Origin of the sequence: Mesorhizobium sp. M7A.F.Ca.CA.004.06.1.1, assembly GCF_003999135.1 — a bacterium.
Lineage (GTDB): Bacteria > Pseudomonadota > Alphaproteobacteria > Rhizobiales > Rhizobiaceae > Mesorhizobium.
The window spans coordinates 1-945 of sequence record NZ_RZPQ01001249.1 but is presented as its reverse complement, the minus strand read 5'-3'; the positions used below and the strand labels follow the sequence as shown (position 1 = coordinate 945).

Here is a 945-nt window from a genome sequence, read left to right as displayed (position 1 = left end):
TTCATCCATTTGCCGATGATGGTTTCCGATTCACCGCCTTTGTGGCCGGGAGCCGAGCGCGAATAGGCATCCGCCGTATCGATGGCGTTGAGGCCGGCGCCGACGAAGCGGTCGAGCAGGTCGAACGAGGTTTTCTCGTCGGCGGTCCAGCCGAAGACATTGCCGCCCAGAACCAGCGGCGCGATGGTAAGGTCGGTGCGACCGAGACGACGTTTCTGCAAGGCGGATCTCCGGGATGATTGGGGCGGGCAAATGGCGCCCGCGGGCTGAGGGTCGGAGCCTAACCTAGGTCTTGCCTGAACGAGGTCAAAGGCCTGGCCGCCTTTTTCCGCAGAGCCAGCTTCACAAAGGCGCGACCTGGCTGGCGACATCCTCCAGCCAGTGGTCGCTTATGCCCAGTGCCTCGAGATGCTCAAGCGTGCTCAGCACATAGTCCTCGTTGTTGCCGGACTGGCCGACCGCGCCGCGCACCACGGCCGCTGCATCCGCCGCGTCGAGCGCTCCGGCATATTGCTCGTGCTGGCGGTCGACAATGTAGACCACCGCGTCGACCGTACCGCCCCCGTCGAGGCGAATCTTGAGCATGCGCTCCAGATAGACATTGGTGACCAGTTCGCGCTCGCGAAGATAGGCCATGACCTCGTCGCGCAAGTCGCCGGGGACGCGGAATGCGAGGCCGACGCAGGACCCGCCACGGTCGAGGCCGAGCACCAGCCCCGGCCGCTCGCGCGTGCCGCGATGCACGAAGGAATAGACGCAGAGCGAGCGCCGGTAACCATGCAGGCGGGCACGCTGGGTTTCGACATGCGCGAATCCCGGCCGCCAGATCAGCGAGCCATAGCCAAACACCCAAAAATCGCCCATATCGCCGCGCCTGATTGCAAAAGATGCCAACACCGCACCCGGACCGGTGTTTTTTCCGCCCGTCCCGTCTAACTATTCGTC

The 945-nt window shown here is 64.2% G+C and carries 2 protein-coding genes; both read right to left on the bottom strand.

The genetic code is table 11. The features are described from left to right. Positions 1-221, bottom strand: a 221-nt coding sequence (locus EN906_RS35530; RefSeq protein ID WP_164777674.1) for an aldo/keto reductase, incomplete at its 3' end; no start/stop codon positions are given. 121 nt (positions 222-342) lie between these two features. Further along, positions 343-864, bottom strand: a complete 522-nt coding sequence (locus EN906_RS35525) for a gamma-glutamylcyclotransferase (protein WP_127268943.1) — start codon at positions 862-864, stop codon at positions 343-345. Positions 865-945 lie beyond the last annotated feature (81 nt).